This window comes from Amycolatopsis sp. NPDC049691, assembly GCF_040675005.1.
GTDB lineage: Bacteria > Actinomycetota > Actinomycetes > Mycobacteriales > Pseudonocardiaceae > Amycolatopsis.
This window is the reverse complement of record NZ_JBFANX010000007.1, coordinates 361,778-385,501: the sequence shown is the minus strand read 5'-3', so window position 1 is coordinate 385,501 and position 23,724 is coordinate 361,778. Positions and strand designations below refer to the sequence as shown.

Here is a 23,724-nt window from a genome sequence, read left to right as displayed (position 1 = left end):
GTTCTCTGCTGGTCGGCTCGATCAACGCCACGTTCGTGATCGGCCCTGGGGCCCCTCGTCCTGTCCGAGTTCGACGTCAGCCGTGCGCGCGGCTGGGAATCGAGCGATTCCGCCATGCACGAAAGCAGATCCACGCCCCGCCTGCCGGTGGACGCCGCGTGGTGGCCGGCGCACTGGAGCGTCCGCACCAAGATCAGCGTCGTCCTCCTGCTGCCGGTCCTGGTCGCGGTGGCGCTCGCGGAAATCCGGATCCAGGGCGAACTCGACCGGGCCACCGCGCTCAGCGCGGCCCGCGACCGGTTGCCGGTGCTGCGCGACACGATCGACCTGACCGCGTCGCTGGGCGAGGAAATGGTCGCCGCGGTGGCGGTCCCGGCCGGCGCGCCGAACACGCTGGTCGCGGCCGTCGACGCGAAGGTGGCCGCCGTCCAGCGCGACACCGGGTTCGCGCCGCTGCCCGCCGACACCGGCCGCGCGCTGAACACCGCGCTGGGCAAGCTCGCCGGCATCCGCGCGGCCGGCGCCGGCGGCGGCGACGTCCGCACGAAGGCCGCCGGCTACAACGACATCATCGCCACCCTCGGCGACCTCGTGCCCGCGATCGTCTCCGCCGACGCCGGCAACGCGGAAACCACCCGGCTGCTGGTGCACCTGCGCGGCGAACTGGCCACCGAGGAGACCTACCGGCGAGCCGCGCAGAACAGCCCCGACGACGCGTCGCTGCGCCCGGCCGTCATTCAGACCACCGCCGAGCAGGAGGTCCTCGCCGAGCAGGCGGAGCACCAGCTGACCGGCGACGTGCTGGCCCGGTTCACCGCGGCGGCCGACGGCGCCGACGACAGGCTCGACGCCCTCCAGGAGCCCGGCGGCGGCCGCCCGCTCGCGGCGTTGCTGCCCTCGATCGCCGCCGAGACCACCGCCGTGACGGCCGTGCTGAACGACGTCTCGGCGGAGCTGGCGGACGACGTTTCGGCCGCGGCCGACCGCGCGCGGTCCGACTCGCTGCGCGACACGGCACTGGTTCTCGGCTCGCTGCTCGGCGCGCTCGCGATCGCGCTGCTGGTGGTCCGTTCGCTGGTGACGCCGGTGCGCCGGCTGCGCGCGGCCGCCCTGCGCGCGGCGAACGAGCAGCTCCCGGAGACCGTCCGGCAGGTCCGGGAAGGCCACGACGTCGACTGGCGCGCGGTGCCCGACTCCGGTGTCCGGACGGAGGAGGAGATCGGGCAGCTGGCCAGCGCTTTCGACGACATGCACCGGCAGGCGGTGCGGCTCGCCGTCGAACAGGCCGAGCTGCGCAAGCAGGTCAGCGAGATGTTCATGACGCTGTCGCGGCGGAGCCAGTCGCTGGTCGAGCAGCAGCTGTCGATCATCGAAGACCTCGAGGCGGGGGAGCAGAACCCGCGGCGGCTCGACGAGCTGTTCCGGATCGACCACATCGCGACCCGGCTGCGCCGCAACGGCGAGAACCTGCACGTCCTGGCGGGCGGCCGCCCGGTCCGGCACGGCCGCGAACCGGTGCCGACGCGCGAACTGCTGCGGGCGGCGACGTCGGAGGTCAAGGACTACCGGCGGGTGGCGATGGGCAACGCGCCGCGCAGCTCGGTGCAGCCCGAAGCGGCGGCGGACGTGGTGCACATCCTCGCGGAGCTGCTGGAGAACGCGACGCGGTTTTCCCCGCCGGAGCACAAGGTGGCGCTGACGGCCGATCGCGGCGCCGACGGCGGGCTGCTCATCGAGGTGGTCGACCAGGGGCTGGGCATGACGCCGGCGGAGCTCACCGCGGTGAACGAGCGCCTCGCGGCGGCCGGGACGGTCGGTCCCGAGACGACCCGCCGGATGGGCCTGTTCGTGGTCGGCCGGCTGGCGGCCCTGCACGGGGTGACGGTCCGCCTGCGCGCGACGGGCACGGGCGCCCGGCACGCGGGGGTGACGGCGAGTGTCCACGTCCCTGGCGGGCTGGTGATCGCGGACCTGGCCCGCCCGATCGGCGGGGGAAGGCTGGTGTCCGCGGGAGCGGCCCGCAACGGCCACCACCGGCCACCGGTGGTGCCGGCGCAGGCGTCGACGCCGATCTTCGAGCAGGTGGTGACGAGCTGGTTCACCGAGCCGGCCGCGAAGCCGCCGGTCCGGCGCAACGGGGCGGCGGGGCCGGGGGAGTGGCCGGCGGTGGGGAAGAAGGCACCGGAAGCGGCGCCGGTGGAGTCCGCAGTGGACTGGCCGCCTCCCGAAGCCGAAACCCCAGCGGCGAACCGGAACTCTGCCACCGAAACCGCTCCGGCCGCACACGCAGCCGATTCGGCCGGCCCGGCCACGGGCAGGCCCACCTCCGTCGAAAAGCCCGTCGCCCGGCCCGAAAAGCCCGTCGTCGGCGAGTGGGACACCCCCGCCGATCGCGCGCGGCAAGCCGCCGAAAGCGCTCTCAAGCCCGCCGTCGCCCAGCGGCTCACCGATGCCGGCCTGCCCACCCGGCGGCCCGGTGCCCAGCTCGCCCCCGGCGCGGTCGTCCCGCGCGTGCGCGAGCAGAACGGCGGGTCGTTCCGCGACGCCGCCGCCGTCCGCACCAGCCTCTCCCGCCACTACCAGGGGATGCGCGCGGCCCGGCGGGAGACCGCGGCCCGTGCCGAAGAATCCGGAAAGGACGAAGTGGATCCGCGATGACGGAACTTCCCGACGTGCCGCCGCGACGCGCCGAACCGACGGCCCGGTCCCTCACCGGGACGCTGGCCTTCCCCGGTTCCGCCGCGCCGCCCGAACGGACGGCGACGCTGAACTGGCTGGTCAACGGGTTCGTCCAGGACGTGTCGGGGGTCGCGCACGCCGTGCTGGTCTCCGCCGACGGCCTGCTCGTGGCCGCCGACGAAACCCTGCCCCGCGAGCGCGCCGACCAGCTGGCGGCCATCGCCGCCGGCCTGTCCAGCCTGTCGCTGGGCACCGCCGAGCTGTTCACCGCCGGGCGGGTGGTGCAGTCGGTCATCGAGATGGAGCAGGGGTTCCTGCTGCTGATGAGCGTGGGCGACGGCTCGAACCTCGTCGTGCTCGCCTCGACCGGCTGCGACATCGGGCTGGTCGGCTACGAGATGACGATGCTGGTCGAGCGGGTAGGGCAGAAGGTCGACGTGCCCGCGCGCGAGATACCGGTGGCCCAGGACCACCGGTGATCGACGACCCGCCGCCCGGGCCGTACGGGGAGGAGCCGCGGCGCAGCGCGTCGCTGGCCCGTCCGTACGCCTGGACGGAAGGCCGGACGGCACCGGCGGTCGAGATCGCCGTCGAAGCGCTGGTCGAGACCACGGCGGCGGGCCGCGCCGAGGCCGGCTACCTCGGGTCGAGCGCGCTGGCGGAGGTCACCGAGCTGTGCCTGCGGCCGCGGTCGCTGATGGAGATCGCCGCGCTGCTGTCGCTGCCGCTCGGCGTGGTCCGCGTGCTCGTGTCGGACCTGATGCAGGACAACCTGGTGATCGTCCGCGACACGCTGTCGGACACCTCCACCTGGGACGAGCGCCACGACCTGATGGAACGCGTGCTGCACGGGCTGCGCGACCTGTAGGAAGGACTTTGCGATGGAGCATTTCGCACTGGGGCACTGGCTGCTCGTGCTCGCCTACCTGACGTCGGTGGTGGGCTGCGCGCTCGGGCTGGCGTGCGCCGTGCAGGCCCGGCACGCCGCGAACGCGCGGCACCGCATGCGGTGGCTGGTGCTGGCGGCGATCTCGATCGGCGGCGTCGGCATCTGGCTGATGCACTTCGTGGCGATGCTCGGCTTCAGCACGCCGGGGATGCCGGTCCGCTACGACATCTTCCGCACGGTCCTGTCGGCGATCCTTTCGGTCGCGGCGGTGTTCGCCGGCCTGCTGGTGGTGGGCGGCCGCGCGAAGTTCGGCTGGTGGCGCCTCGCGCTCGGCGGCGTGCTCACGGGCCTGGCGGTGAACGTCATGCACTACACCGGGATGTCGGCCCTGCGGGTGAAGGGCGACTTCGGCTACGACGGCGGCCTGGTCGCGCTGTCGGTGGTGATCGCGGTGGTGGCGGCGACGGCGGCGCTGTGGTTCGCGGTGGTCCTCGACCGGCTGTCGCTGCGCCTGCTGGCGGGGTTCGTGATGGGCGCGGCGGTGACGGGCATGCACTACACGGGCATGGCGGCGGTCGAGATGCACATGGACATGAACGCCCCCGACCCGGCCGGGGTGGAGGTGTTCTCCTTCCTGTTCCCCGTGTTCGTCCTGGCGGCGATCGCGATGGCGGTGCCGCTGTGCGCGGTGCTGATGGCACCGGCGGTGTCCCCGAAGGCCGGGAAACCCGAGCCGGTCACGGTGTGAGCTGCTCGCGGATGGCGTCGGTGTCGACGAGCGACCAGATCTCGGCGATCTTGCCGTCTTCGTAGCGGTAGAAGACGTGCTCGACGAAGGAGATGCTCTTGCCGGTCGGCGGAATGCCGCGGAAGGGCCGGGCCGGGGTGCAGTCGAACCGGATGCGGCACGCGACCTGGTCGTCCTGGACGACGAGGCGGTCGATCGCGTAGTGCAGATCGGGGATCTCGGTGACGTCGCGCTCCAGGAGGTCCCGGAATTCGGCGACGCTCAGGGTGCGGTCGTTGTGGATGACCGGGTCGTGCGCGAACTCGCCGAGGTCGGCGAAGCGACGCTCGTTCAAGCAGGTGAGGTACGCGCGGTAGCGCTCTTCGATGTCCGCCATGGTGCTCCTCGTGGTGTGGACGGCCCGCGAGGGGACTTCCCCCGCGGGCCGTCACCTCAACCCCCTACAGGATGCACAACAGCGAACACGCGGTCGCCGACGACCACCCCGTGTGCGACGGCGGCGTCCCCGGCGGGACGTTCGCCGGCAGGTAGCTCACCTTCGCCTGGTTCGTGATCGGGAACAGGCTCAGCAACGCGTACGTCGAGCAGTACACCTGCTTCGACTGACCCGCCGCCAACGTGAAGTCCCCCGTCTGGCACGACGGCTCCACGCTGTCCACGACGTGCGCGGACGTGATCCCGACCGGGCCGAGGTTCGTCACCGTGATCCGCCAGTACGCGGTCGCGTTCAGCAGGCCCAGCAGCCCGACCCCGGCCTGCTTCGCCCACGGTCCCGCGCCGCCCGGACCGCACTTCGAAGCCGACGACGACGTGCAGATCTCCTTCTCCACCTTGACCTTCGGCGTGCACGACGCGCCCGGCGCGACGGGGAGCGTCACCGTGTTCGACGTGAACGAACCCGTCGAATCCGTGCCGGACGCCGTGTTCGCCACCGACGACACCGCGCAGTCCGCGGAGATCGTCGTGCGGAAGCACAGCTGCGGCGCGTCGCCCGCGTAGTCCACCACCAGCCGGCCGGCGAACCCGGCCGCGGAGTGCAGGACCAGCGTCGTCGTCACCGTGATCGCCGGGTGCGCCGCCACGGATACGCCCGTCAGGTCGACCGAGCCGTCCGGGGCGAAGCCCGGCGTCGGCACCGTCGCGCCGCCGGAGTCGACCACCGTCACCCGGGACGCCGCGAAGTCGACGTTCGCCGGGTCGACGCCCGTCAGCCGCGCCGCCGTGTAGCCCTGGACGTGCGAGCCGCCGTCGCAGTAGAAGTCACCCGGCTTGAGCGTCACCTGCCCACCCGAACGGACGCACGGCGTGGCCCCGGTCGTGGGATCCATCGAGAACAGCACGCCCGCGTCGCCCAGCCCGATCAGGCAGCCGGACGGCGGGTCGTACGAATACCCGTAGTCCCGCGTGGCCCCGCCGTTCACCGTCGGGTGCGAGATCGGTCCCGGCAGGCCCGCGCACGCCGTGCCCGTCGTCCAGTCGTGGCAGAGCGCCGCACCCGCGTAGCCGCCGTTCCAGATCGGCAGGTAGGTGCGCACGTGCCCCGCGGGATCGGTGACGACCTCCGGCGGGAAGGCGTACACACCGGCCGGCAGCGCCGCCGGGCCCGGCGGGGCCGCGAGCGCGGACCCGTCCAGCGCGTAGCACGTCGTGACGTCCGGGCTGCCGGTCGTCGTCGCGCACGCGCCCACCGGGGCGCCGTTCGTGTCGAACGCCGTGTAGTCGTTGTAGTTGTAGCTGCCCGCGGGGCCGGTCGGGCGCGACGACGCCCAGTTCGCGCACGCCGTGGCCGTCGCCGGGTCGAAGCAGCCCAGCGACGGCTGCTGCCCCGTGCCCGGGCTCGACGTCGACGCGAACACCTTGCCCGCCACCACGGTCACCGCGCCGTAGACGTACGGCTGGTTGGCCGCCGGCACGATCGGCGCGTACGGCTGGCCGCCGCAGGCGCTCTGCGTGGCCATCGTCCAGCACACCACGGCGCCGGAGCTGACGATGCCGTACAGGTTGCCGCCGACCGCGACGAAGCCGCCGATGCTGCTCACCGGCGGGGAGCCACCGGTGGGGGACAGCGCCGAGTACCCGCAGTTGGCCGCCGCGGCCAGGTCGAGGCAGCCGACGCCGACCGAGGACGCGGTGACGGCGGGGTAGTAGACCTTCGCCGGGTTGGCGGGATCGTGCACGTACTGCTCGACCATGGTGCTCGCGATGTCCCCGGCCCCCAGCGTGCCGAGCGGGCCGGGTGCGGTGTTCAGCACCTTCGGCCACGGGCCGCCCGGGCAGCGCTGCCCGGTGGCGAGGTCGGTGCAGACCACCTTCGGCGAAGCAGCCCCCAGGTGGTGGTAGATGTTCCAGGCCTGCAGCACGCCGCCGGGGGTGCGGTACAGGATCGGGCTGAAGCCGTCTCCGCCGGTCGCCGTCGTGACCGCCTGCACGGGCGGGGTGAGGGCGCCGGACAGCGAGGTCGCGTCCGGCCCGGCGTCGGGGTTCGTGGCCCGCACGGCGGTGACACCGGACGCGGGTTCGGTGCCGGTGAAGGTCGAGCCGTCGGTGGACCACGACGGCGTCCAGCCGGGCGGCGCGTGCAGCGAGCCGGGCTGGAAGGCCTGGCCCGCGCCGACGGCGTCGGTGATGGTGGCGGCGCCGGACCCGGTGGCCTGGTCGTCGTAGCCGATGACCCAGTTCGCGGTGGCGCCGTGGTCGGCGGGGGACCCGGTGCCCTGCACGGACTTCGTGAGCCCCGAGACGGCGGCGGCCTCGGCGGTCACGGGCAGGGCGGCGGTGCCGGCCGCGACGAGCACGAGGGGCAGCACCGCACCCAGCATGCGTCTTCGCATGAATGGTCCTCGATTCTTTCACGGGAGTGGATTCCGGGAATCGTTTTCCCGGCCGAAGGAAAATCCTATGCCGTGCCGGGAGTGCGTTGAAGCGCTCTCACCCGGGCGCCAGAAAGGCGATGCCAACAGCGCAGTTCGTTACCGACGCGAAACAACGGGCACCTGGTGTGACAAGGGCTTTCCTGCGGTTGCTCACCCGGATGCCCCCGTGCTGTCACTCGATCGGGTAATGGCCGGCCGCGAAAACCGGCGTGATTCCGCTCCGGTGATGATCTATTTTCCGGATGCGGTCAGCCCGATTCGGCGTCGAAGCGGAGTTTCGACGTGATCCGGTACCGGTCGCCGCGGTACACCGAGCGCGTCAGCTCGACCGCCCGGCCCGTCGTGTCGCGGGTCAGCCGCTCGATGTGCAGGATCGGCGCGTACACCGCGATCTCGAGCAGCTCGGCCTGCTCCGGGTTGGTCACCGCCGGCTCGATCGTCTGCACCGCGTCGGACACCACGATCCCGAACCGCTCCCGCAGCAGCCGGTAGAAGTTGCCCGATTCCAGGTCCGCGACGGCGAGCCCCGGGACCACCGACGCCGGCAGCGCCAGCTGCTCGATCGCGATCGGCTCGTCGTCGACGTACCGGACCCGCGTCACGCGCAGCACCGGCGTCCCCGGCTCCAGTTCGAGGTCGGCCGACAGGGACCGCGAGGCCGGGGAGATCGCGAACGCGACCACGCGGCTCGTCCAGTGCCCCTCGGCGGGCGGGACGGCCAGGCCCGTTGCCAGTTCCTGGGTCACCTTGTGCGGGCTCGTGAACGTCCCGCGCCCGCGCTGGCGCACCAGCAGCCCGGTGCGGGTCAGCTCGTCGATCGCCGCCCGGACGGTCGGGCGGGACACGCCCAGCTCCGCGGCCAGGTCGCGTTCCGACGCCAGCCCGGTGCCGGGGCCGGCGTTCTCGATCACCTTGAGCAGGTGCCGCCGGACGCGGTCGCGCTTCACGGTGGGCGGGCGGTCCGCCGGCTCGCCACCTTCTTTCCGGGGCGAAGCCCCTGATGGCACGGCTTCTTTTCGGGGGCTCCGGGTGGCGGAGCCCCCGGCCTGGGGCGAAGCCCCTGATGGCACAGCTTCTTTTCGGGGGCTCCGGGTGGCGGAGCCCCCGGCCTGGGGCGAAGCCCCTGATGGCACAGCGGTCAAGGCACCGTCTTCCCGGGTACTCCGAGCGCCCCGGCGAACCGGACGCGCTCCTTCGGCAGGGCGTCCAGGGCGCGCAGCCGTTCGAGGTGACCGGTCAGGCGCTCCCGGAAGTCAGCATAACCGCGCTCCGGCGGCGACCACGCGCGCTCGGCCAGCGCGCACAGCCGCGGGAACGCCAGGTGCCGCACGTGGTCGGGCGTCGGCGCGTGCTCGGTCCACAGCTGGGCCTGCGTGCCGAGCACCCCGGGCCGGGTCCCGTCGCTGACCGGAAGCCCGCCCGCCAGGGGGTCGAAGCGGTGGACGTCCCGGAGTGTCGTGACGTCCGCGCGCGGCGGCTCGTCCGGTTCTTCGCTCTGGCGGTAGTCGAAGTAGGTCGACGTGTGCGGCGCCATGATCACCTGGTGCCCGCGGGCCACGGCGAGGGCGCCGTGCGCGGCGTCGCGCCAGGCCGTGACGACCAGGTCCGCGGGCAGCCGGCCCGCGGCGTGGCCGGTCTCGTCCCAGCAGACGGCCTGCCTGCCGAGGCCGGCGACGATCCGGTGCAGCTCGCCGAGGAACCACGGGTGCAGCTCGGCGGGGTCGCGCAGGCCGAGCCGGGCCGCCTTCTCCCGCGCGACCGGGTTCGCCGCCCACTGCGTGGTCGGGCACTCGTCGCCGCCGATGTGCAGGTGCGGCGCCGGGAAGACGTCGGCGACCTGGGTGAGGACCTCGCGGCAGAACGCGAACGCGCCGTCGTGGACGCCGAGGATGTCCGGGCTGATGCCCCAGGCGGTCCAGACCGGCAGCCGCACGTCCGGCCGGTTGCCCAGCTCGGGATAGGCGGCGAGGGCCGAGCGGACGTGGCCGGGCAGGTCGATCTCGGGCACGATCCGCACGCCGCGGCCGGCCGCGAAGGCGACGAGTTCGCGCAGCTCGCGCTGGGTGTAGAAGCCGCCGTGGGGAACGCCGTCGTAGACGTCGCTGCCGGCCGCCCCGACCATCGACTCCGTGCGCCACGCGCCGACCTCGGTCAGCCGCGGCCGTCCGTCGATCTCGATCCGCCAGCCCTGGTCGTCGGTCAGGTGCAGGTGCAGGACGTTGTACTTGTGCAGCGCCAGCAGGTCGACGAACTCGCGCAGGAACTCCAGCGGCATGAAGTGCCGGGCGACGTCGAGCAGCACGCCGCGCCACGGCAGCCGCGGCGCGTCGCGGACGTGCAGGCACGGCAGCCGCGGCGGTCCGTGCAGCGGCACCAGCTGGCGGAGGGTCTGCACGCCGTTGCGCAGGCCCGCTTCGGCCGACGCCGTGAGGAGCGCGCCCGTGGGCGTGACGTCGAGTTCGTAGCCCTCCGGCCCGTGGTCCCCGCCGGGCACGAGGTCCAGGCGGATCGCCGGTCCACTGTGGATCGACGGCCGAGGCAGGTAGCCGGCGAGCAGGCGGGCGGCGTTTTCGGCGCCGCGGCCGGCCAGGACGCGCAGGCCGCCGGCCGGCGCGAAGGAGCCGGCGCGGCGGGTCAGCCGCGCGGGGGAGGGGATGATCATCAGCCCTTCACCGCGCCCGCGGTCATGCCTTCGACCAGGTGGCGCTGCACGAGCGCGAAGAAGACGACGACCGGCAGCGCGAACAGCGTGGACGCGGCGATCAGGCCGCCGTAGTCGGTGCCGGTGCTCGTGCTGAACGACACCAGCCACACCGGCAGCGTGTAGCCCGAACTGTCCTTCATGATCACGTACGCGAACAGGAAGTCGTTCCACGCCGTGATGAACGCGAACACGCTGGTCGCGATCAGCCCGGGCAGCACCAGCGGCAGCAGGACCGAGCGCATGACCCGCCCGCGGGTCGCGCCGTCGACCATCGCCGCCTCCTCAAGTTCGACCGGGATGCCGTGCAGGAACCCGCGCAACGTCCAGATCGTGAACGGCAGCACGAGCGCCACGTAGGTCAGGATCAGCCCGAACAGCGTGTCGAGCAAGTGCGCGCTCTTGAGCCCGAGGAACAGCGGGATGACCAGCGCGGGCACCGGGACCATCTGCAGCACCAGCACGCCGATGAGGAAGCCGCGGCGCCCGAAGAAGCGGAAGCGCGTCAACGCCGTCGCGGCCAGGAAGGCGACCACAATGGACAGTGCGACGACCGCGACGACGACCACGACGCTGTTGACGAGGTCCTGTACGAACCCCGGCTTGGCGAGCGCGTCGGCGAAGTTGGCGAAGGTGACGTCGAACGGCAGGAACTCCGGTGTCGGCTGGAGGATCTTGCCCGCGGGCTTGAACGCCGTGAGCACCATCCAGTAGACCGGGAAGATCCACACGAGACAGAAGAGGGCGGCTGTGACGTTTCGGCCGATCCGCCGGATCACAGGTCCTCCCCGGAGCGGACGAGCCGGCGCACGTACACGGCCGTCATGGCGACCAGCAGCGCGACCGAGACGACGGCGATCGCCGCGCCCTGCCCGAAGTCGTTGCGGCTGAACGCCCGGGTGAACGTCCAGATGCCCAGGGTCGTGGTGCCGTCGTTCGGGCCGCCCTGGGTGAGGATCCAGATCTGGTTGAACACGGTGAAGTCCCAGATCACCGACAGGATGGTGACCAGGCCGAGGATCGGCTGCAGGAACGGGAGGGTGATGGTGCGGTGGACGCGCCACGGCCGGGCGCCGTCGAGGGCGGCGGCTTCGTAGTAGGACCGCGGGATCTGCGACAGGCCCGCGTAGAGCGTGAGCGCGACGAACGGCACGGACTGCCAGACCACGAGCAGCCAGACGAGCGTGAACGCCGACGCCGGGGACGTCGTCCAGTCGTGCTGGGTGAGGTCGCCGAAGCCGACCTGGGTGAGCAGCCAGTTGACCACGCCGTAGCCGGGCTGGAAGAGCCACTGCCAGACCAAAGTGGACGCCACGTTCGGCAGCGCCCACGCGGCGATCAGGCACAGCGTGACGGCGGTGCGCATGCCGCGGCCCAGGCGTTGCAGCAGCAGTGCGACGCCGAACCCGATGACGAGCGTGCCGAGCACGAGCGCCGCGCAGAACCCGATGCTGCGCCCGAGGACCGGGAGGAGCTGGTCGTCGCCGAGGACCGCGGCGTAGTTGGCCAAGCCGGCGAAGGACGTCGTGCCGGTGAACAGGGACCGCAGGCTGTACTGCTGCAGCGAGATGACGACCAGGCGCACCAGCGGGTAGCCCAGGACGAGTCCGAGCAGGACGGTCGCGGGCAGGAGCAGGCCGTAGGGCAGCAGCGAACGACGCCGGCGCGGCGTGGCCGGTCTCGGCGGGGCTTCGGGCGGCGCTTTCTCCAGCACTGTGCCGTTCGTTGCCAATCCGACCACAGTCACGGCCGGATGGCTTTCGTGGCCATGGCACGTACCGCTGGAGGGCCGGCCTGCTTTTGGTCGGATTGGCAACACGAGGACTCCTTCGCGGAAAGGGGCGGGGTGGCCCGGTTGGGGACGGCAGTCGGCCGGACCACCCCGCCGGTCAGCGGGCGTTCAGCGCCTCGGTCAGGTGAGCGTCGAAGTCCTTGGCGGCGTCGGCGATCGGCCGGCGTCCGGTGGCGATGTCCGCGAAGAAGGTGTTGATCGACTTGTCGCTCTCGATGGTCGCCCAGCCGGGTGCGGCCGGGGTGGCGACGCTCGTCTTGGCCGCGGTGGCGAAGGCGGCGTTGAGCGGCGGGAGCGTGGGCGTGACCTGGTCGATCAGCTGGGTGGAGATGGGGGTCCAGCCGTCGATGCCGACGATCGCGTCGCGCTGGACGGCGGGGTCGGTCGCGGCCTTGAGGTAGGCGAGGGCGAGGTCGGGGTTGCGGCTCTTGGCCGCGACGACGAGGTCGGAGCCGCCGAGGAACACCGGCTGTGTCTTGCCGGGCGTGGCACTGGGGAACGGGAAGGTGCCCAGGCGGTCCTTCAGCTCCGGCTTGTTCTTGACGACGGTGTTGACGCTCGTGTCGAGGATCGCCCCGGCGCCGCCGGCGGAGAAGATGGCGGCCTGGTCGGGGGCCTTGGTGTCGACGTTGCGTGAGGCGGCGGAGGAGTAGGCGTTCTGGAAGTCCTTCCAGGCCTGCAGTCCCTTCTGCGCCTCCGGGCTTTCGAGCGCGCCGGCCCACTTGCCGTCCTTCTGCGTGGCGATCTGCCCGCCGGCGTCCCAGACGAACTGCAGCGCGCCGAACCAGTACTTGCCCGGGAAGTGGAAAGCCGAGTAGTCCGCGGCCGGGTGCTTGGCCTTGAGCTTGTCGAGGTCCTGCGTGAGTTCGGTGAACGTCTTCGGCGGCGCGGTGATCCCGGCGTCGGCCCAGACCTGCTTGTCGTAGACGACCGCGCGGTTGCCGGCGAACAACGGGGCGCCGTAGACGTGTCCGTCCACAGTGGCCGGTCCGGCGAGGCCCGGCAGCCAGGACTGCCCGGCGGCCAGCTCGTCGCGGTGCGGGGTGAGGTCGGCGAGGGCGCCGTTCGCGGCGAACAGCGGGACGTCGGTGTTGCCGATCTCGATGACGTCGGGGGTGGTGTCCTGGGCCAGCGCGGTGCTGATCTTGGTGTTGATGTTGTCCCACTCTTGGATCTGCACGGTGACCTTCGCGCCGGTGGCCTTCTCGAACGCGGCGTTGATCGCCGCGGTGGCCTTGTCGGACAGGTCGCCGTTCATCAGCCAGACGGTCAGCTGCCCGCCGCCCTGGGCGGAGGGGGCGGGGGTGTCGGTACCGCAGGCGGCGGTGGCGGTCACGGCGGCGACGGCCAGGGCGGCGGCGAAGGTGCGTCTGCGCATGGGAGTTCCCGGAGAGTGAGGTAGCGGGGAGCGGTGCGGGAGGTGAGGGGCCGCGGCCCGGATTGGTCCCGTTGACCCGGGCCGCGGCCGGACTTCAGCAGTGGCCGAGGTCGGCCCACTGGGCGGTGAGCCCCGGTTCGGACCCCTGGGTCCACCAGTTCGCCTGCCAGAGGTGTGCGTTGTGCTTCACCCGCTGGCCGCCGAGGTACACCGTGCCCCAGTCCCATTCCGGCGCCGTCGAGCAGTCGGCGGGCTGCGACGGCGTGGTCGGTGTCGTCGGGGTCGTGGGCGTGGTCGGCTTGGTCGTCGTGGTCGCCGGCGGGGTGGTCGGCGTCGTGCACCCGGTCACGGTGTCCACATGGGACGTTCCGGCCGAGCGGTAGGAACCGGCGCGGGCCACGGCGTCCGAAGGCGAAACCACCTGGTTGCCCGCGTAGTACGTCCAGTCGACCTGTTCGGTGTAGACGCTGGTGCCGCTCGTGTGCCCGGCGGTGTCGATGAACCACATGTTGTAGTTGATCGACATCGGCGTCCGCGGGTACACCGGATCGCCCTGGGCGTCGGTCGTGTGGTCCGCGGTGAGCACGCCGTCGATGTAGTACTTCACGTGCCCGCCCGACACCTGCGTGACGATGTCGTGCCAGCCCGCGAAACTGCGGTTCTGCGCGGTGGACGTGCGCAGGCCGTCCCACGTCGGGTTGTTCCAGTAGGTGTACCAGCTGGTCTGGTAGTCGGCCGTCGGGCCGCCCCAGCCGCCGTTGGGCAGGTACTCCGAGAAGTCGAGCTCGCTGTAGAGCGGGTCGCGGTCGTACCGCAGCGGCGAGATCGTGAAGTACGTTTCGTTGACGTGGTCGCCGTCCGTGCCACTGTCCGGCGCGTCGGTGAAGCGGACCCGGCTGGCGTACGTGCCTTCGAAGAACCGCAGCTGGTTCTGGTACATCTCCGAGTGCGTGGTGCCGGCCGCGCTCCCGTCGGTACCGGCGGCGAGCTGGGCGACGCGCTCGCCGTTCACCGTCGGGAACGTGACGTTGCTGGTGAGCCACCGCGCGCCGGGCACGCCGGGGCTGCCGACGTCGTTGCGCGTGGTCCAGCCGGCGCCGCTGAACGCGGAGTCGGTGGGGGAGTTGTAGTGGAAGTCGTCGAACAGCACCCCGCAGTCGGCGGCCGCCGCGGCCGTCGGGGTCGCGGCTGCCCCGCCGGAGAGGATCAGGGCCGTCGCGGCCACGGTCGCGGCGCTCGTGAGGACTGCGGTGGTGGTCCGGGTTCTGCGGGACATGGGTCTCCTCCTGAGGATGGCCGTCCGCCGGAGCTCGCTGATTGGTCTAGACGAATCAGGTGGCGAGGACTCTCCTCCTGACCATTGGTAAAGTCAAGGCGGCGACAGAACTTACCTTTGGTAATTTCCGCGGGCTGTTTTCGCCGGGTCCCGCGTGGCCTGTCGAGTTACCGTCGTCCTGTTCGTCATCCTCTTCGACCGACGCCGGACGAAGGAGCGCGCGTGCTCTACATGCTGCTGATCTACAACTGCGAACGGCCCGAGCCGGGCGACCCCGGGTTCGAGGAGGCGCTGGCCGCCGTCAACGCCTTCGCCGACGAGTGCCGCCGCCGCGGCGTCTTCGTCTCCGGCCACCCGCTGCAGGGCGAGCACACCGCCACGACGGTGACCGTGCAGGAGGGCCGGACCCTGATCACGGACGGGCCCTTCACCGAAACCCACGAGCACCTCGGCGGCGTGTACGTCTTCGACTGCCGCGACCTCGACGAAGCCCTCGAGCTGGCCGCGCTGTGCCCGATGGCCTCCCAGGGGTCGATCGAGGTCCGCCCGGTCGCAGGCGTGCCCGGGCTGGACCACCGCGCAGCCCGTGGCTGATCGCGCCGCCGGTGCGGTCGAACGCGTCTACCGCGAGGACCGCGCGCGGCTGCTGGCCGCGCTGGTCCGGGTGCTCGGCGACTTCGAGCTCGCCGAAGACGCCCTGCAGGACGCGATCGCGCGGGCGCTGCGGACGTGGGACGCCGGAATCCCGGACGACCCCGCGGCCTGGCTGTTGACCGCGGCGCGCAACAGCGCCGTCGACCGGATCCGCCGGGCCCGCGTCGGCCGGGCCAAGCTGGCCGAGGTCGCGGCCGGGGAAAGCGGGGTGACCGCGGTGCGCCTGCCCGACGACCGGCTCGCCGAGGTCGGCGACGACCGGCTGAGCCTGCTCTTCACGTGCTGCCACCCGGCACTGGCCGAAGACGCCAGGGTGGCACTGACCCTGCAGGCGGTCGCGGGCCTGACCGCCGCGCAGATCGCCCGGCTGTTCCTCGTCGCCGAGCCGGCGCTGGCGCAGCGGCTCGTGCGCGCCAAACGCAAGATCCGCGACGCGGGCATCTCGCTGAGCGTCCCGCCGGACCACCTGCTGCCCGACCGCCTCGCCGGCGTCCTCGCGGTCATCTACCTCGTCTTCACCCGGGGCTACACGTCGCCGTCGGGCCGGGACGAGCCGGCGGAGCTGCGGCGCGAAGCGATCCGGCTGGCGAAGCTGCTGGCCGCGCTGATGCCCGACGAGCCGGAGGCGCTCGGCCTGGTCGCCCTGCTCCTGCTGCAGGACTCGCGCTCGGCCGCGCGCTACACGCCCGAAGGCGACGTCGTCCTGCTCGAAGACCAGGACCGCGACCGGTGGGACCGCGCCGAGATCGCCGAGGCGCTCGGCGTGCTCGGGCGGGCGCTGCGCCACGGGACGGTCGGGCAGTACCAGCTGCAGGCGGCGATCGCGGCCCAGCACGCGCAGGCCCGCACCGCCGCCGACACCGACTGGGCCCGCATCGCCGCGCTCTACGCGCAGCTGCGCACGCTCGCGCCGTCCCCCGTCGTCGCGCTCAACCACGCCGTGGCCGTCGCGATGGCGTCCGGTCCCGGACCCGGCCTGGCCCTGGTCGAGGCGATCGACGGGCTCGACCGCTACCACCTGTGGCACGCCGCCCGCGCGGACCTGCTGCGCCGCCTCGGCCGTCCCGGGGACGCCGCCGCCGCGTACCGGCGGGCGCGCGAACTGGCCGAAGCCCCGGCCGACCACCGTTTCCTCGACCGCCGCCTGCGCGAACTGGAGTCCTGATGCGACTGTCCATCCTGGAGAACGGCCACCGCCGCCGGGCCCGGCTCTTCATGGCCGTCACCGGCAAGCTGTCCGGCGTCACGAGCCCCGACATCGTCAAGCTGCTGCTGTACCGGCCCGGCTTCCTGACCCGGCCGCTGCTGGAGCTGACCGCGCCCGCGATGCGGGGCGAGTCGTACTGGACCGCCGCCGAGCGCGAGTACCTCGCGATGAGCACGGCGCGGGTGCACGAGTGCCCGTTCTGCGCGGTCACGCACGCCGAACTGGTGCGCGTCGCCGGCGGCGGCGACCTCGATCCCCGGCCGGAACTGCTTGCCGTGCAACGGTTCGTCGAAGACGTCTCCCGGGACGCCGACCTCGACCCCGCGCCGCTGCGCGACCTGCCCGCGCACGCCGTTTCGGAGGCGCTGAACGTCAACCTGGTGTGGAACATCGTCAACCGCCTCGCGAACGCGTTCGGCTTCGAGCTGCTCGACGGGCAGCTGAAGACGGGCACGCGGGCGCTGCACCGCGCCGGCTACCGATTCCCGGGCTTCCTGCTCGCCGACGGCCCGGACGACCTCCGGGAAAGCGTCTTCGACCAGCCCGCGTACACGAGCCCCGAGCTGCGGCGGGCGGCCGGCGCCGGCGAGGGGCTGCCCGCGCCGTGGGCCGGCTACGTGGCGCTGGTCCGCGACGCGTCCCACCGGATCGGCGACGACGACGTCCGTGCCCTGCTCGACGCCGGGTGCGGCGAGGACGAGATCTTCGAGGTCACGGTGGCCGCCGCGGTGGGCGCGGCGCTGCGCAGCTTCGACGCCGGCCACGCCGCGCTCACGGCTTAGCGGGCGGACTCGAACAGCTCGACGAGGTTGCCCGCGGGGTCGGCCAGCAGGATCTGCCGTCCGCCGGGCCCGGCGACGACGTCGCCGCGGAAGGTGAGGCCTTCGCCGGTGAGCCGGGCGATCTCGGCGTCGAGGTCGGGCACGACCAGGTGGATGCGGTTGCGCCCGGCGGCCGCGGCGTCGGCGGGGGTGGCGCGGGCGCCGGAGCTGGCGGGCCCGGAGAGCAGCAGCCGCAGCGGGCCGCGGACGACGTCGGCGAACGCGGGCCCCGCGCTCATGCGGACGGTGAAGCCGAGGTGGGTGGTGTAGAAGTCGAGGGCCGCCGGTACGTCGTCGACGACGTACCGGACGCTGGCGTACTCTTCGGTCACGGCTGGGCCTCCTTGCCTTGTGCCACCACGAGATCCGGCAGCAGGTGCCGGACGCGGACGTCGATTTCGGCCGCCGTCCGCCGGAACGCGGCGTAACCGTCGGGTTCGGCCAGGCTCCAGTGGCGGCGGCTCGGGAACTCGGGGCAGACCTCGCGGGCCTTGTCGCACAAGGTGACGACGTGGTCGAACCGCCGTCCGGCGACGGCGTCGAGGGAGCGGGGCCGTTGCCCGGCGAGGTCGATGTCGAACTCTTCGCGCAGCACTCGCAGCGTGTCGGGGTGCAGCGCGGCTTTCGGACGTGTCCCGGCGCTGGTGACGGTGATCTTGCCGCCGGCTCGCCGGTGCAGCAGGGCTTCGGCGATGGGGGAGCGGGCGCTGTTGCCGGTGCAGACGAACAGGACCGCGATCCGCCCGTGGTCCGCCGGGGTGGTTTCGCCGCGCAACGAGGGGTGCAGCGCCGCGCCGGTCTCGGCCAGCGCGGTCGCGCAGCGGTCGAGGTCCAGGTGGTAGTAGGTGTCCCGGCCGTCGAAGCTGCTGCGCGTGGCGGCGACCAGCCCGCCGTCGCGGAGCAGCCGCAGGTGGTAGGAGACGAGGTTCTGCGGCTGGCCGAGGCGTTCGGTCAGTTCGCGCACGCGCAGGTCGCTCCCGGCCAGCGCCGACAGCAGCGCCCACCGCAGGGGGTGGGCGGCCAGCCGGACGAACGCGGGCGGTTCCATCCCCGTAAAGTACATCAAACGGGTTTGATGGACCAGGGCCCGCAGGCCCTGGTCCGGTGGCTCAGACCCCGGCCGGCTTGGCCTCGGGGGCTTCGCGAAGCCGTGCCGCGCGGGTCTTCGGGCCGAACACCGCCAGCACCACGGCGCCCACGAGCCAGGTCCCGGCGATGAACAGGAACACGCTTTGGTAGCCGCTGCCGTTGTACAGCGCGGCCACGATCAACGGCCCCACCGCGTTGGACAGCCGGCCGAGCCCGTACGACACGCCCGTCCCCAGCGACCTGCCCCGCGTGTCGAACAGCTCCGGCGAGTACGCGTACCCCAGCGCCGTGTAGCCGCGCTCGAAGAGGTTCACCAGGAAGCCGAACACCACGATGAGGACCGGGTTGAACGTCAGCCCGTAGAACAGGCCGCACAGCGCGATCACCGTGCCGAACGCGACCAGGCACCACTTGCGCTCGAAGCGGTCCGTCACCAGGGCCGCCAGGTACGAGCCCAGCGGCGCGCCCACCGTCGTCAGCGCCACGTAGAACACCGACTTCTCGACGCTGAAGCCCTCCTTGGCCAGCAGCGTCGGCGCCCAGCTCGAGTAGCCGAAGAAGCCGATCGTCTGCGTCACCCACAGGACCGTCAGCAGCAACGTCGGCATGAGGTACTTCTTCTTCAGCAGCAACCGCAGCGGGGCCTTGGCCACCGGCGCCTCGTCGACCGGCGGCGCCGGCTCCGGCAGCGGGCCCTTCTCCGCCGCGACGCGCTCTTCGATCTCGCGCAGCACCGCGTCCGCCTTGGCGTGCTCGCCGCGGCTTTCGTACCAGCGCGGCGACTCCTTCAGCTGCCGCGTGAACAGCACCAGCAGCACGCCGAGCGCGCCCCACAGGTACACCAGCCGCCACGACCAGGAGTTGATCGGCACCACCGCGCTCGCGATCAGGTTCGTCACCGGCGTGCCGCAGATGCCGATCACGATCGCGTACGCCTGGTACTTGCCGCGGCTGGCCGCCGGGTACAGCTCACTGACGTAGATGACGGCGACGACGGTCATCGCCGACAACCCGGCCGAGGTCAGGATGCGGAACACCCCGAGCGACACGATGTCCCAGGAGAACACCGCCGCGAACGAAAAGACGCCGAACCACACGGTCGTCCACATGAGAGCGTTCTTCCGGCCCCAGCGGTCGGCGAGCTTGCTCGCGACGATCGAGCCGAAGAACATGCCGACGAACGACAGCGAGGTCACGTAGGCGACCTGGTCGACCGTCACGCCCCACAGCTTGATCAGCTTGGGCGCGGTGGTGGCGAAGCTGTTGATGTCGGCGAACTCGAAGAAGTACGCGAACGAGACGGCGAGGAGCGTGATCTTGTGGAACCGCGAAATCGGCAGTCTGTTCAGCCGGTTGAACGCGTTGGCGTGCTGCATTGCATGCCCTTCAGGGGGTTTCAGGCGGTTTCGCCGGGCCAGTAGAGGCGCATCGGGTTGTCGACGAGCAGCTTCCGCCGCAGCTCCTGCGTTTCCGCGATGTGCGGGACGTAGTCGACGAGCAGGCCGTCGTCGGGCATGTGGTTCTTCAGGTTCGGGTGCGGCCAGTCGGTGCCCCACAGCACCCGGTCCGGGAACTCCGTCACGACGCGCCGGGCGAAGGGCACGACGTCGGTGTACGCGTGCCGTTCGCCGTCGAGGGCCGGTGGGCCGGTGACGGTGAGGCGCTCGGGACAGCTCACTTTCACGTGGACGTCGTTGCGGTCGACGAACGCCAGGAACCGCGCGAACTCCGGGCCGTCGACGGGTTTCGTGACGTCCGGGCGTCCCATGTGGTCGATCACCAGCGGCGCGGGCAGCCGGCCGAAGAAGTCCTCGAGCTCGGGCAGGTCGGCGGCTTCGAAGTACAGCACGACGTGCCAGCCGAGCGGCGCGATCTTCTTCGCGATGGTGCTCAGGTCCTCTTTGGGCGAGGCGTCGACGAGCCGTTTCACGAAGTTGAACCGGACGCCTTTGATGCCCGCTTCGTCGAGTCGGCGGAGTTCTTCGTCGCCGACATCGGGTCGGACGGTCGCGATCCCGCGCGCCCGTCCGCCGGCCGCCCGGACGGCGTCGACCATGGCCGAGTTGTCCGCGCCGTGGCAGGTGGCCTGCACGATGACGTTCCGCGTGACGCCGAGGTGGTCCCGCAGGGCGAAGAGCTGGTCCTTGCTCGCGTCGCAGGGCGTGTACTTGCGTTCGGCGGCGAACGGGAACTCCCGCTCCGGGCCGAACACATGGCAGTGCGCGTCCACAGTGCCCGGTGGGAGCCGGAAGTCCGGTGTGGACGGATTCGCGTACCAGTCCAGCCAGCCGGGTGTCCTGGTCATCGGCCCTGTCCTTTGAGGAGGGTGTCGAGCCGCGGGTAGACGGCGCGGGCGTTGTGCTCGCGGATCGCGGCCCAGTCCTCTTCGGACAGTTTCGCGGCTTCGGCGTACCGGCGGGTGTCGTCGAAGTGGTGCCCGGTGCGCGGGTCGACGCTGCGGACCGCGCCGATCATCTCCGACGCGAACAGGATGTTGCGCGCCGGGACGACGTCGAAGAGCAGGTCCGACCCCGGCTGGTGGTAGACGCAGGTGTCGAAGAAGACATTGTTCAGCACGTGCTCTTCCAGCTCGGGCTTGCCGAGCGCCATCGCGAGGCCGCGGAACCGGCCCCAGTGGTAGGGCACCGCGCCGCCGCCGTGCGGGATGACCAGCCGCAGCGTCGGGAAGTCGGTGAACAGGTCGCCCTGCACGAGCTGCATGAACGCGGTCGTGTCGGCGTTGAGGTAGTGCGCGCCGGTGGTGTGGAACGCGGGGTTGACGCTGGTGCTGACGTGCACCATCGCCGGGATGTCGTACTCGACCAGCTTTTCGTAGATCGGGTACCACGACCGGTCGGTGAGCGGCGGGGCCGTCCAGTGGCCGCCGCTGGGGTCGGGGTTGAGGTTCACCGCGACGGCGCCGTACTCCTCGACGCAGCGGGTCAGCTCGGGCAGGCAGGTGGCGGGGTCGACGCCGGGCGACTGCGGGAGCATCGCGGCGGGGGCGAACCGCTCGGGGTAGAGCGCGCTGACGCGGTGGCAGAGCTCGTTGCAGATGGCGGCCCACTCGGCCGACGTCTCGAAGCCGCCGACGTGGTGGGCCATGAACGACGCGCGCGGCGAGAAGATCGTGAGGTCTATGCCGCGCTCGTCCATCAGGCGCAGCTGGTTCGGCTCGATCGTCTCGCGCAGTTCGTCGTCGCTGATCCGCAGGTCCGCACGGTTCGGCGGGGTGGCGTCCCCGGTCAGGGCCGCGACCTGCTGGTCGCGCCACGCCGCGAGGGCGGGCGGGGCGGTGGTGTAGTGGCCGTGGCAGTCGATGATCAAGAGGGTTCCTCGTCGCTTCCGGGCTTCGATACTCGCACACTAATCGTCGATGAAATTGTTGACAATATCTACGACGAGATTGACCTGATTGAGACGCTTCGGCGGCAGGCCGGCCTCGCATGAGAGACTGCGGCCGAACCGCCGGGGGCCGGAGTCGGCGCACCGTTGGGGGCGGGCAGCCGAGACCGAGGACGTCATGACGAATCCGCAGTACCCCGGGCCGCAGGGGCAGCAGCCGTACGCCGGACCGGGCCAGCAGCCTCATGGCGCGCCTTCGGGTGGCTTTGCGGCGCAGCCGGACCCGGGCCAGCAGTCTCACGGCGTGCCTTCGGGCGGCTTCGCGGCACAGCCGGGTGCCGGTCAGCAGCCATATGGTGCGCCTTCGGGCGGTTTTCCCTCTCAACCGGGGGCCGGCCCGTCGTACGGCGCGCCCTCCGGCGGCTTCGCGGCACAGCCGGGAGCGGGCGAGCCGTTTGGCGCGCCTTCGGGTGGTTTCGCGGCGCAGCCGGAGGCTGGTCAGCAGCCGTTTGTTGCGCCTTCGGAGGGCTTTCCCGCTCAGCCGAACCCGGGCCAACAGCCGTATCCCGCACCCTCGGGCGGCTTCGCGGCGCAGCCAGGTGCCGGTCAGCAGCCGTACGGCGCGCCCGCCGGCGGCTTCCCGGTCCAGCCGGGAGCGGGCCAGCAGCCGTACCCCTCGCCGTCGGGCGGTTTCCCGGCGCCGCAGCCGTATCCCGGCCAGCCCGGGTTCGGCCCCTACCCGCCCGCGCCCTACCCCGGCTACGGCATGCAGCCACCGCAACCCAGCGGGGCCACCGCCATCATCGCCGGTGTTCTCGCCGTCCTCGGCGGGCTCGCCTCGCTGCTCGGCCTGATCACCGGCGTCATCGGGATCTCCAGCCTCGGCTTCCTGCACTGGCTCTTCGTCGTCGCCCTGGTCGAGAACCTGATCCTCGTCGGCACGCTGCTGCCCGGCGGCATCCTCCTCTTCCTGCGCAAGCCGGCCGGCCGCCTGCTCACCATCGTCGGCAGCGGGTTCGCCATCTTCGTGGCCGTCGCGACGGTCGTGGTCGACCTGGTCGGCATCGGGCACTACGGCGCCGGGCTGTTCCCCGGCTTCGTCGGGCTGCTGCTGACCCTCGTCCCGGCCGTCGCGACGCTCGTCCTCGCCATCGTCAAGCCGACCGTGCTGTGGTGCGCTCCTCGCCCACACTGACGGCGCGGCGGACCAGGCTCACCATGGCCGCGCCGAGCACGCCCGCGATCGCGAACACCGCGAAGCCCAAAGAGGGCAGTCCACTCGCGACCAGGATGCCGCCCAACCACGGGCCGAACACCGCGCCCAGCCTGCCGACGCCGGACACCCAGCCGAGCGCCGTGGCCCGGCTGTCGGCGGGGTAGTACGCGCCGACCGCCGCGTAGACGAGCGTCTGCGCGCTGAACAGCCACGCGCCGGTGAGGAACACGACCACGTACGTCACGCCCAGCGGCAGGTGAATGGCCAGGAGGCCGACGCCGCCCGCGGTCAGCGCGAACCAGACGATCGCCACCGGCCGGGCGCCGAACCGGTCGGCGAGCCGTCCGGCGACGAGCATGCCCGCGATCCCGCCCAGGTTGATCACCAGCAGGAAGCTGATCGCGGAACCGAGGTTGTAGCCGCTGCCGCGCATCATCGTCGGCAGCCAGGTGTTCACGCCGTACACCAGGAGCAGGCCGGCGAAGGAGGCGATCCAGAACAGCAGCGTCGTCATCCGCACCGACGGCGTGAACAGGCCGCGCAGGCCGCCGCGCCGGTCTTCGGCCGGTTCGGGCGCGAACGTGCCGAGGGAGACCGCGTACTTGTCCGCGATGGCCTGAGCCCGGTCGGTCCTGCCCTTGGCCAGCAGGAACGTCAGCGACTCGGGCAGCAGGAAGACGACCGCCGGCAGCACCACCACGAGCAGCAGCGCGCCGATCCAGTACACCGAGCGCCAGCCCAGCGACTGCACGAGCGTCATCCCCAGCGCGCCGGCCAGCGCGCCGCCGGCCTGGTGGGCCGTCATCACCGTCGTGACGGCTAGGTTCTTCCGCCACGCCGGCGCGTACTCCATGACCATCGCGATCGCCGACGGCAGCAGGCCGCCGAGCCCGATCCCGGCCACGAACCGCGCCGCGCCGAAGAACTCGACCGAAGGCGCGGCGGCGCACGCGGCCGCGGCCAGCGAGAACACCGTGACGCCGGTGATGATGATCTTCCGGCGCCCGGTGCGGTCGGTGAGGATCCCGGACGCGAGCGCGCCCAGCATCATCCCGA

The 23,724-nt window shown here is 72.1% G+C and carries 22 protein-coding genes; 8 read left to right on the top strand and 14 right to left on the bottom strand.

The features are described 5' to 3' along the window. Positions 1-114: 114 nt before the first annotated feature. From AB0J40_RS19305 to AB0J40_RS19290, 4 genes are read left to right on the top strand one after another with little or no spacing between them, the layout of a single operon-like run. A complete protein-coding gene (locus AB0J40_RS19305; RefSeq protein ID WP_364454617.1) occupies positions 115-2,658 on the top strand; it encodes an ATP-binding protein in 2,544 nt (847 codons plus the stop codon). Continuing rightward, positions 2,655-3,158, top strand: a complete 504-nt coding sequence (locus AB0J40_RS19300) for a roadblock/LC7 domain-containing protein (RefSeq protein WP_364454615.1) — start codon at positions 2,655-2,657, stop codon at positions 3,156-3,158. The genes AB0J40_RS19305 and AB0J40_RS19300 overlap by 4 nt, the downstream gene beginning before the upstream one ends. Beyond that, positions 3,155-3,547 (top strand): DUF742 domain-containing protein, encoded by a 393-nt coding sequence (locus AB0J40_RS19295; RefSeq protein ID WP_364454613.1) that lies wholly within the window; start codon positions 3,155-3,157, stop codon positions 3,545-3,547. Before AB0J40_RS19300 ends, AB0J40_RS19295 begins: the two co-directional genes overlap by 4 nt. 13 nt (positions 3,548-3,560) lie before the next feature. Then, a complete protein-coding gene (locus tag AB0J40_RS19290) occupies positions 3,561-4,316 on the top strand; it encodes an MHYT domain-containing protein (RefSeq protein WP_364454610.1) in 756 nt (251 codons plus the stop codon). On the opposite strand, the gene AB0J40_RS19285 is transcribed toward AB0J40_RS19290, so the two are convergent. From AB0J40_RS19285 to AB0J40_RS19250, 8 genes are all read right to left on the bottom strand, one after another. Continuing rightward, positions 4,306-4,692 carry an ester cyclase gene (locus tag AB0J40_RS19285; RefSeq protein ID WP_364454609.1) on the bottom strand — a complete coding sequence of 129 codons (387 nt, stop codon included), beginning with the start codon at positions 4,690-4,692 and terminating at the stop codon, positions 4,306-4,308. The genes AB0J40_RS19290 and AB0J40_RS19285 overlap by 11 nt on opposite strands. 64 nt (positions 4,693-4,756) lie before the next feature. Next, a complete protein-coding gene (locus tag AB0J40_RS19280) occupies positions 4,757-7,147 on the bottom strand; it encodes a hypothetical protein (RefSeq protein ID WP_364454607.1) in 2,391 nt (796 codons plus the stop codon). 290 nt (positions 7,148-7,437) lie between these two features. Further along, entirely contained in the window at positions 7,438-8,136 is a 699-nt protein-coding gene (locus AB0J40_RS19275; RefSeq protein ID WP_364454605.1) for a GntR family transcriptional regulator, read from the bottom strand. A 191-nt stretch (positions 8,137-8,327) separates the two neighbouring features. After that, positions 8,328-9,851 (bottom strand): beta-N-acetylhexosaminidase, encoded by a 1,524-nt coding sequence (locus AB0J40_RS19270; protein WP_364454602.1) that lies wholly within the window; start codon positions 9,849-9,851, stop codon positions 8,328-8,330. Further along, positions 9,851-10,669 carry a carbohydrate ABC transporter permease gene (locus tag AB0J40_RS19265; protein WP_364454600.1) on the bottom strand — a complete coding sequence of 273 codons (819 nt, stop codon included), beginning with the start codon at positions 10,667-10,669 and terminating at the stop codon, positions 9,851-9,853. The genes AB0J40_RS19270 and AB0J40_RS19265 overlap by 1 nt, the downstream gene beginning before the upstream one ends. Next, positions 10,666-11,604: a sugar ABC transporter permease gene (locus AB0J40_RS19260; RefSeq protein WP_364454597.1), complete on the bottom strand. Its 939-nt coding sequence runs from the start codon at positions 11,602-11,604 to the stop codon at positions 10,666-10,668. The genes AB0J40_RS19265 and AB0J40_RS19260 overlap by 4 nt, the downstream gene beginning before the upstream one ends. Positions 11,605-11,779: 175 nt before the next feature. Then, positions 11,780-13,060: an extracellular solute-binding protein gene (locus tag AB0J40_RS19255; RefSeq protein WP_364454594.1), complete on the bottom strand. Its 1,281-nt coding sequence runs from the start codon at positions 13,058-13,060 to the stop codon at positions 11,780-11,782. Between the two features lie 94 nt (positions 13,061-13,154). Continuing rightward, positions 13,155-14,336 carry a carbohydrate-binding protein gene (locus AB0J40_RS19250; protein ID WP_364454591.1) on the bottom strand — a complete coding sequence of 394 codons (1,182 nt, stop codon included), beginning with the start codon at positions 14,334-14,336 and terminating at the stop codon, positions 13,155-13,157. Positions 14,337-14,558: 222 nt separating this feature from the next. On the opposite strand from AB0J40_RS19250, the gene AB0J40_RS19245 reads away from it, so the two are divergent. Genes AB0J40_RS19245 through AB0J40_RS19235 form a run of 3 tightly spaced genes read left to right on the top strand, consistent with a single transcriptional unit; the run spans position 14,559 to position 16,979 of the window. Continuing rightward, the gene (locus tag AB0J40_RS19245; protein ID WP_364454588.1) at positions 14,559-14,930 is read left to right on the top strand and encodes a YciI family protein; all 372 of its coding nucleotides are present in this window, start codon (positions 14,559-14,561) and stop codon (positions 14,928-14,930) included. Continuing rightward, positions 14,923-16,155 carry a DUF6596 domain-containing protein gene (locus tag AB0J40_RS19240; RefSeq protein ID WP_364454585.1) on the top strand — a complete coding sequence of 411 codons (1,233 nt, stop codon included), beginning with the start codon at positions 14,923-14,925 and terminating at the stop codon, positions 16,153-16,155. Before AB0J40_RS19245 ends, AB0J40_RS19240 begins: the two co-directional genes overlap by 8 nt. Next, positions 16,155-16,979, top strand: coding sequence for a hypothetical protein (locus AB0J40_RS19235; RefSeq protein ID WP_364454583.1), 825 nt, complete (start codon positions 16,155-16,157; stop codon positions 16,977-16,979). The genes AB0J40_RS19240 and AB0J40_RS19235 overlap by 1 nt, the downstream gene beginning before the upstream one ends. On the opposite strand, the gene AB0J40_RS19230 is transcribed toward AB0J40_RS19235, so the two are convergent. The 5 genes from AB0J40_RS19230 to AB0J40_RS19210 all read right to left on the bottom strand — a co-directional run bounded on the left by AB0J40_RS19230 (position 16,976) and on the right by AB0J40_RS19210 (position 21,434). Then, a complete protein-coding gene (locus tag AB0J40_RS19230; RefSeq protein ID WP_364454581.1) occupies positions 16,976-17,350 on the bottom strand; it encodes a VOC family protein in 375 nt (124 codons plus the stop codon). The genes AB0J40_RS19235 and AB0J40_RS19230 overlap by 4 nt on opposite strands. Next, entirely contained in the window at positions 17,347-18,066 is a 720-nt protein-coding gene (locus AB0J40_RS19225) for an ArsR family transcriptional regulator (RefSeq protein ID WP_364454579.1), read from the bottom strand. Before AB0J40_RS19225 ends, AB0J40_RS19230 begins: the two co-directional genes overlap by 4 nt. 61 nt (positions 18,067-18,127) lie before the next feature. Next, entirely contained in the window at positions 18,128-19,483 is a 1,356-nt protein-coding gene (locus tag AB0J40_RS19220; RefSeq protein ID WP_364454577.1) for an MFS transporter, read from the bottom strand. Positions 19,484-19,503: 20 nt separating this feature from the next. Continuing rightward, positions 19,504-20,412 carry an amidohydrolase family protein gene (locus tag AB0J40_RS19215; RefSeq protein ID WP_364454575.1) on the bottom strand — a complete coding sequence of 303 codons (909 nt, stop codon included), beginning with the start codon at positions 20,410-20,412 and terminating at the stop codon, positions 19,504-19,506. Further along, positions 20,409-21,434 (bottom strand): amidohydrolase family protein, encoded by a 1,026-nt coding sequence (locus tag AB0J40_RS19210; protein WP_364454573.1) that lies wholly within the window; start codon positions 21,432-21,434, stop codon positions 20,409-20,411. Before AB0J40_RS19210 ends, AB0J40_RS19215 begins: the two co-directional genes overlap by 4 nt. Positions 21,435-22,218: 784 nt before the next feature. Between AB0J40_RS19210 and AB0J40_RS19205 the strand changes: the two genes are divergently transcribed. Next, positions 22,219-22,647 (top strand): hypothetical protein, encoded by a 429-nt coding sequence (locus AB0J40_RS19205; protein ID WP_364454571.1) that lies wholly within the window; start codon positions 22,219-22,221, stop codon positions 22,645-22,647. On the opposite strand, the gene AB0J40_RS19200 is transcribed toward AB0J40_RS19205, so the two are convergent. Next, on the bottom strand, positions 22,607-23,716 hold the full coding sequence (locus AB0J40_RS19200) for an MFS transporter (protein WP_364454568.1): 1,110 nt from the start codon (positions 23,714-23,716) through the stop codon (positions 22,607-22,609). The genes AB0J40_RS19205 and AB0J40_RS19200 overlap by 41 nt on opposite strands. Between the last annotated feature and the right edge of the window lie 8 nt (positions 23,717-23,724).

Excerpts from the sequence above, each read along its gene's own strand:
- AB0J40_RS19305 (WP_364454617.1), top strand. The coding sequence starts at position 115 with ATGCACGAAAGCAGATCCACGCCCCGCCTGCCGGTGGACGCCGCGTGG.
- AB0J40_RS19300 (WP_364454615.1), top strand. The coding sequence starts at position 2,655 with ATGACGGAACTTCCCGACGTGCCGCCGCGACGCGCCGAACCGACGGCC.
- AB0J40_RS19290 (WP_364454610.1), top strand. The coding sequence starts at position 3,561 with ATGGAGCATTTCGCACTGGGGCACTGGCTGCTCGTGCTCGCCTACCTG.
- AB0J40_RS19285 (WP_364454609.1), bottom strand. The coding sequence starts at position 4,692 with ATGGCGGACATCGAAGAGCGCTACCGCGCGTACCTCACCTGCTTGAAC.
- AB0J40_RS19280 (WP_364454607.1), bottom strand. The coding sequence starts at position 7,147 with ATGCGAAGACGCATGCTGGGTGCGGTGCTGCCCCTCGTGCTCGTCGCG.
- AB0J40_RS19270 (WP_364454602.1), bottom strand. The coding sequence starts at position 9,851 with ATGATCATCCCCTCCCCCGCGCGGCTGACCCGCCGCGCCGGCTCCTTC.
- AB0J40_RS19255 (WP_364454594.1), bottom strand. The coding sequence starts at position 13,060 with ATGCGCAGACGCACCTTCGCCGCCGCCCTGGCCGTCGCCGCCGTGACC.
- AB0J40_RS19250 (WP_364454591.1), bottom strand. The coding sequence starts at position 14,336 with ATGTCCCGCAGAACCCGGACCACCACCGCAGTCCTCACGAGCGCCGCG.
- AB0J40_RS19235 (WP_364454583.1), top strand. The coding sequence starts at position 16,155 with ATGCGACTGTCCATCCTGGAGAACGGCCACCGCCGCCGGGCCCGGCTC.
- AB0J40_RS19225 (WP_364454579.1), bottom strand. The coding sequence starts at position 18,066 with ATGGAACCGCCCGCGTTCGTCCGGCTGGCCGCCCACCCCCTGCGGTGG.
- AB0J40_RS19220 (WP_364454577.1), bottom strand. The coding sequence starts at position 19,483 with ATGCAGCACGCCAACGCGTTCAACCGGCTGAACAGACTGCCGATTTCG.
- AB0J40_RS19215 (WP_364454575.1), bottom strand. The coding sequence starts at position 20,412 with ATGACCAGGACACCCGGCTGGCTGGACTGGTACGCGAATCCGTCCACA.
- AB0J40_RS19205 (WP_364454571.1), top strand. The coding sequence starts at position 22,219 with ATGCAGCCACCGCAACCCAGCGGGGCCACCGCCATCATCGCCGGTGTT.
- AB0J40_RS19200 (WP_364454568.1), bottom strand. The coding sequence starts at position 23,716 with ATGCTGGGCGCGCTCGCGTCCGGGATCCTCACCGACCGCACCGGGCGC.